Below are 6,000 nucleotides of genomic sequence, written 5' to 3'. Positions count from 1 at the left end.
GTTATGAGCCCGACGAGCTACCAGACTGCTCCATCCCGCGTCTGTGTGGCGGCATTCTACAGAGAGATGGCGGGGTGTCAATGGTTAGTTTTAAAAAAGTGCTTTTTCTTCAATTGGTTAGCGCCGCCGCTTGTGTGTTTTTTCGGCTTTGACGCCTGTATGGCGGGGCTCCGCGGCTTTTTCGACCACGCATCAGGGACTTTTCACTGCTTTTCATGGCGACCTTTCGCATCACTGGATGTTACTTGCCGGTACGAATGAGATACTGCTCAGCCATTGATTGCAAAATCCCATCAGGTCATGACGCAGCGCAAAATCATCCATATCGACTGTGACTGCTTTTATGCAGCCATTGAAATGCGTGACGAGCCCGAACTCGCTGGCAAGCCGCTGGCGGTGGGCGGCTCTGCAGAGCGGCGCGGGGTGATTGCGACCTGTAATTATGAAGCGCGCGCGTATGGGGTGCGTTCAGCCATGTCATCCCGGCATGCGCTCAAGCTCTGCCCGGACTTGACCATCGTCAAGCCGCGCATGGAGGCCTATAAGGAGGCGTCACGGGAAATCCATACGATATTCCGGGATTACACCGACCTTATAGAGCCCTTGTCGCTGGATGAGGCGTTCCTCGACGTATCGGATGCCGGGCACTTTTCCGGCAGCGCCACGCGTATCGCCCAGGACATCCGGCGCAGGGTCTCGAATCAGCTGCATATCACGGTTTCGGCTGGCGTCGCGCCGAACAAGTTTCTGGCCAAGATCGCCAGCGACTGGAAAAAGCCCAACGGTTTGTTCGTCATTACTCCGGATCAGGTCGAGGATTTCGTCGCTTCTTTGCCTGTTACCAAACTCCACGGCGTGGGGAAAGTCACCGCAGACAAGCTCGGGCGGCTGGGCATTGTCGACTGTGCCGACCTGCGAAGCCGCAGCAAGCTTGCGCTGGTCCGTGAGTTCGGCAGCTTTGGTGAGCGTCTCTGGAGTCTGGCGCACGGAATAGATGACCGTCCGGTGCAGAATGACAGTCGACGTCAGTCAGTCAGCGTAGAAAATACCTACGACACGGATCTGCCTGATCTGGCCGCCTGCCTGGAAAAGCTGCCCGCCCTGCTGGAAACCCTCGGTAACCGGATGGCGAGAATGGAAGGGCAGTACCGGCCCGGCAAACCCTTCGTCAAAGTGAAATTTCACGACTTCACTCAGACGACTCTGGAGCAGTCCGGAGCCGGAAGGGATCTAGGCAGTTATGAGCAGTTGCTGGCGCAGGCGTTTGCCCGTGGTGCCAAGCCTGTTCGGCTTCTGGGTATAGGTGTGCGCCTGCACGACCTGCGCGCAGCGCATGAACAATTGGAGTTGTTCTCGCAATAATGAAATGGTCGGCTGCGGTTACATACCGCAGCCTTTCACATTACTGGCTCTGGGCGGGAACGGCGACCAGACGGCCAGCGTCCCTGGCGAGTGATTTGAGAAATTCACCCTGCAACTGCGGATCGTTGCGTGTCAGTTCAATCAGGCTTTGTTCAAGCTCGCTGGCTTCTTCTTCCAGTCCCAGGTCAGAAAGACGTTTGACACGATGTACCCATTGGCTGACTTCGTCATCTTCCAGATCGTCGTATATCAGCGCGTGGGCTTCCAGCAGCTTGCCGCGCAGAGAGTGGCTGATTGGCAAGCTGGCGTTCGCGTGAGCGCTGTCCTGGTCGTCTTCGACATTGATATAAATGCGCGTGATACGGCTCAGGTCCTGTTCGGCAAAAGGACTGTCCAGCAGGTTCAGGCGCAGAATGCCGTTGCGGTCGGTGCTCATTTCATGAGTTTCGTTACCGGCCTTGACCATCACCGGGCGTTCATTCCAGGGCAGGGTGGAGTTCTCGATCCGCTTGTCCTTCTGAACCTCGTCGATGCTCGCCAGATTCTGCTCGGCGCGACCGTGGGACGGGGCGTTCATGAACGGGTTCAGACCTGCCACACCGTAGTGAATCCAGTCCCGGGTCATGCTTTCCGGCAAATTGCCCAGTGCAAAGACGTTGACCACATTCGCCCCTACGCCAGCTACAACAGCGACCGCGCCGAGCGGGATCTCGTAGATCTCCCGCCAGGGCTGGTAGGGCGTATAGCGGTCATAGTGGCGGGTGACTTCAAAATCGGTGACTTCGAACGATTTGTGCTCGTGAATCCGCACGCGGCGTTGCGGTAACTCCAGCGTTTTGGGTTCACCGATATCGACTTGCAGTGTGTGTTCGAGGAGTTTGCGTTCGACGCGCTCCTCGTGCTCACTGCGTTGTGATAGCTGATTGGCACAGCCGCCGACGAGAAACGAGCCGCACAGGACGGCGCTGCCGAGGCTTAAGGTGCTTCGTTTGAGCATGGGATCTCTGATGCGGATTGGGCGAGTGACGAGCGGCGCACCTGCGAACAGGTGCGCCTTTTGACTCAGCGGTTCACTTTGCCCTGGATGAACGACAGCACATCCGCGACTGCAATGGCTTGCGATTGCGACTCGGTACGGCTCTTGTATTCCAGATTGCCTTCGGCCAGACCACGGTCGCTGACCACTATGCGATGCGGAATACCGATCAGTTCCATGTCAGCGAACTTGATGCCGGGGCTGGTTTTCTTGTCGCGGTCATCGAGTAATACTTCGAAGCCGGCGGCAGTCAGCTCGGCGTACAGTTTGTCTGTTGCTTCGCGAACCGCGTCTGTTTCGTAGCGCAGCGGGATCAGGGCGATCTGGAAAGGTGCCAGAGTGTCGTTCCAGATAATGCCGTTTTCGTCGCTGTTCTGTTCGATGGCGGCGGCAACCACGCGGGAAACGCCGATGCCGTAGCAACCCATCGCCAGATTGACCGGCTTGCCGTTTTCCCCCAGCACCTGGCACTTCATCGCTTCGCTGTATTTGGTGCCCAGCTGGAAGATGTGGCCCACTTCGATGCCGCGCTTGATTTCCAGCGTGCCTTTGCCGTCCGGGCTTGGGTCGCCCGCAACAACATTACGCAGGTCGGCGACGGTCGGAACCGGTAGGTCGCGTTCCCAGTTGACGCCGAAATAGTGCTTGTCATCGATATTGGCGCCGACGCTGAAGTCGCTCATCAGCTCGACCGAGCGGTCGATGATGCATGGCAGCGGCAGATTCAACGGGCCCAGCGAGCCTGCACCTGCGCCGATGGCGTCACGCAGTTCAGCTTCGGAAGCCATCACCAACGGGCTGGCAACCTGTTCAAGCTGGCTGGCCTTGATTTCGTTGAGCTCGTGATCGCCACGGATGATCAGGGCAATCAGCTTGCCTTCTTCGGCAGCATGCACAACCAGCGTCTTGACAGTTTTCTCGATCGGCAAATCGAAACCTTCGACCAACTGGGCGATGGTCTTGGCGTTTGGAGTGTCGATCAGACGCAATTCTTCAGTAGCGGCCGGACGAGTCTTTTCGCGAGGCACCGCTTCGGCTTTTTCGATGTTGGCTGCGTAATCGGAGCCATCGCTGAACACGATATCGTCTTCGCCGGATTCGGCCAGCACGTGGAACTCGTGCGAGCCTGCGCCGCCAATCGAGCCGTTATCAGCTTCGACCGGGCGGAACTTGAGGCCCAGGCGGGTGAAGATGTTGCTGTACGCCAAGTGCATGCGATCGTAGGTGATCTGCAGCGAGGCGTGGTCAGCGTGGAACGAGTAGGCGTCTTTCATGACGAACTCGCGCCCGCGCATCAAGCCGAAGCGTGGACGAATCTCATCACGGAATTTGGTCTGGATCTGGTACATGTTGATCGGCAGCTGTTTATAGCTGTTGAGCTCATTGCGTGCCAGATCAGTGATGACTTCTTCGTGGGTCGGGCCCAGGCAGAACTCGCGATTGTGGCGGTCGACCAGACGCATCAGCTCCGGACCGTATTGTTCCCAGCGACCGGATTCCTGCCAGAGTTCTGCAGGCTGAATGCCGGGCATCAAAATTTCGAGTGCGCCAGCGGCGTCCATTTCTTCACGAACAATGGCTTCGACCTTGCGCAGCACGCGCAGGCCCATGGGCAGCCAGGTGTAAAGACCGGATGCCAACTTGCGGATCATGCCAGCGCGCAGCATCAGCTGATGGCTGACCACGACCGCATCGGAAGGGGTTTCTTTCTGTGTGGCGAGCAAAAATTGACTGGTGCGCATGGTTGGCCGTTGTCGGTTGCTGAGACTGGATATGACCTGGCATTGTACGGCGGTGTTCCGGTCGCGTACAGGGCAGGGCAGGCTTGCAGAGGGTAGGGGAGCTCTTTCAGAGCCAAATGAAAAAGCCCGGCATGAGCCGGGCTTCTTCTATTAACGAGTGCTGAGCTGCGATTACAGGATCGAGATCGGGTAGTCGACGATCAGGCGGAACTCGTTGACGTCGCCATCTGGCTGATCAACATTGCTGCGGTGCCAAGCTTGACGCATACGGAAGGACAGGTCTTTCGCCGGGCCATTCTGTACAACATATTTAGCTTCAAGGTTGGTTTCGTGGTGTTTGCCATCGGCACCATAAAGACCAGCATACTTGCTGGAACTATCTACCTTGGTGCCGTCGATGTCGTCACCATTGATGTAGCGCGTCATGAAGCTTAGGCCAGGCACGCCGTAGGGAGTCATGTTCAGATCATAACGAACTTGCCAGGATTTCTCGCCCGGACCGTTGAAGTCAGAATACTGAACCGAGTTGGCGAGGAAAATCGAGTCGCCGCCACGGTTCTTGCTGCCGATACCGATGTAGTCGAACGGGGTGTCACCATCGACCTTCTGAAATGCGACAGTAACCGTGTGCGCTGCCAGAAAGGAATAGGCAGCTGAGGCGGAATAGGTAGTGTTATTGATCGAGCCTGCTTCAGCGCTACCTTCATCGAGTGTGCGGTAAAGGTTTACGTCAAAGGCCAGAGACTGATCATTGCTCAGAGGCAAAACGTAATTCACATTACCGTAGTACTGATCCCATATGTCCTCAAGTCTGGATGCGTAGAAGGCAACTCCGAGGCTGTCGGTCACTGCATATTTGCCGCCCAGGAAGTCGGCATTTGAAGCGCGCAGGCCATTGCCGTTCGCATAAGTAGCCCAGATCGTACCGTCATGGCTCGTAGTATCTTGGGCTGTGCCGGAGTAGAAGTGACCTGCTTCCAGATCAAGGCCTGCGATCTCGCTGCTCTGCAGGCTCAGACCGCTCGCAGTTTGAGGCAGAAGACGCGAACCACCTACAGCGAATACCGGGCTGGTAGGTTGCATGTCACCGACTTTCAGCTCGGTTTTGGAGATGCGGAATTTGACAGCGCCGCCTATCTTGCCAAATGTGTCTTTGTTGTCTCGATCAGCCCCGTCAGCGCGGGTCGCAAGGTTGCCTGAACCTGAGTACTTATCCGGACCCCACAGTTTCAGGCCAGCGTAGCCGAATGCCTCAACACCGACACCGATGGTGCCTTGAGTGTAGCCGGTGCTGAAGTTGGCCCAGATACCCTGGGTCCAGTCGCGATCATCCTGAGCGCGATCTTTCTTGTCGCGGTTGTAATAGTAATTGCGCAACTTCAGGTCAAGCGTGCTGCCTTCCACAAAGCCCTTGGCATCAGCCTGATCGCTGACGAAAGGTGCCGCTGTTGCCAGTTGGGTGCTGGCTGCCGTAACGGCCAGTGCGATTGCGCTCCACTTCATCACTCTCATCGTGATTGCTCCTTTGGTTTTTAGAAGATTTTTGCCGTCCACCTGTTTTTTTATCTGGGCGGCTCTTTCTATTTTTGGTCGGCGGAATCTATATCACGCTGACGCTGGTTGCTATAGGTACAGCTCTATCCTTTCAGATTCTTTACGACATGGCGCCAGGCTAGCCCGTAGTGGCATCTGTGCTTGATCGAATGGATCAATACGCGGTCTGCCAAACACGTCCCCAAGGCCGCGAGCCTTGTTTCCCTTGATGCTGTCACCCTCGTTTTCCGCCGGGGGGACGTGATCATATGGGTCATAAAGCAACAAGCGTGCACAAAATTTCCGAAAATGAAAAAATTTTGTGAA

General features: G+C 56.4%; 4 protein-coding genes. 1 reads left to right on the top strand and 3 read right to left on the bottom strand.

What is annotated here, in order from left to right:
• Positions 1 to 300 precede the first annotated feature (300 nt).
• Positions 301 to 1,362: a DNA polymerase IV gene (gene dinB / locus RYC17_RS09950; RefSeq protein ID WP_005746536.1), complete on the top strand. Its 1,062-nt coding sequence runs from the start codon at positions 301 to 303 to the stop codon at positions 1,360 to 1,362.
• A gap of 40 nt (positions 1,363 to 1,402) precedes the next feature.
• Here dinB and RYC17_RS09945 read toward each other — a convergent pair whose 3' ends face one another.
• The 3 genes from RYC17_RS09945 to RYC17_RS09935 all read right to left on the bottom strand — a co-directional run bounded on the left by RYC17_RS09945 (position 1,403) and on the right by RYC17_RS09935 (position 5,652).
• Complete coding sequence (locus tag RYC17_RS09945; protein WP_058399675.1) at positions 1,403 to 2,359, bottom strand: hypothetical protein; 957 nt, start codon at positions 2,357 to 2,359, stop codon at positions 1,403 to 1,405.
• 65 nt (positions 2,360 to 2,424) lie between these two features.
• Positions 2,425 to 4,140: a proline--tRNA ligase gene (locus RYC17_RS09940; RefSeq protein WP_316902906.1), complete on the bottom strand. Its 1,716-nt coding sequence runs from the start codon at positions 4,138 to 4,140 to the stop codon at positions 2,425 to 2,427.
• Positions 4,141 to 4,311: 171 nt separating this feature from the next.
• Positions 4,312 to 5,652, bottom strand: a complete 1,341-nt coding sequence (locus tag RYC17_RS09935) for an OprD family porin (protein ID WP_058399677.1) — start codon at positions 5,650 to 5,652, stop codon at positions 4,312 to 4,314.
• Positions 5,653 to 6,000 lie beyond the last annotated feature (348 nt).

This window comes from Pseudomonas syringae group sp. J248-6 (assembly GCF_032586995.1).
Lineage (GTDB): Bacteria > Pseudomonadota > Gammaproteobacteria > Pseudomonadales > Pseudomonadaceae > Aquipseudomonas > Aquipseudomonas amygdali.
Note: the sequence above shows the minus strand (reverse complement) of the source record. Positions and strands in the feature narration are given on the sequence as shown.

Excerpts from the sequence above, each read along its gene's own strand:
- dinB (WP_005746536.1), top strand. The coding sequence starts at position 301 with ATGACGCAGCGCAAAATCATCCATATCGACTGTGACTGCTTTTATGCA.
- RYC17_RS09945 (WP_058399675.1), bottom strand. The coding sequence starts at position 2,359 with ATGCTCAAACGAAGCACCTTAAGCCTCGGCAGCGCCGTCCTGTGCGGC.
- RYC17_RS09940 (WP_316902906.1), bottom strand. The coding sequence starts at position 4,140 with ATGCGCACCAGTCAATTTTTGCTCGCCACACAGAAAGAAACCCCTTCC.
- RYC17_RS09935 (WP_058399677.1), bottom strand. The coding sequence starts at position 5,652 with ATGAGAGTGATGAAGTGGAGCGCAATCGCACTGGCCGTTACGGCAGCC.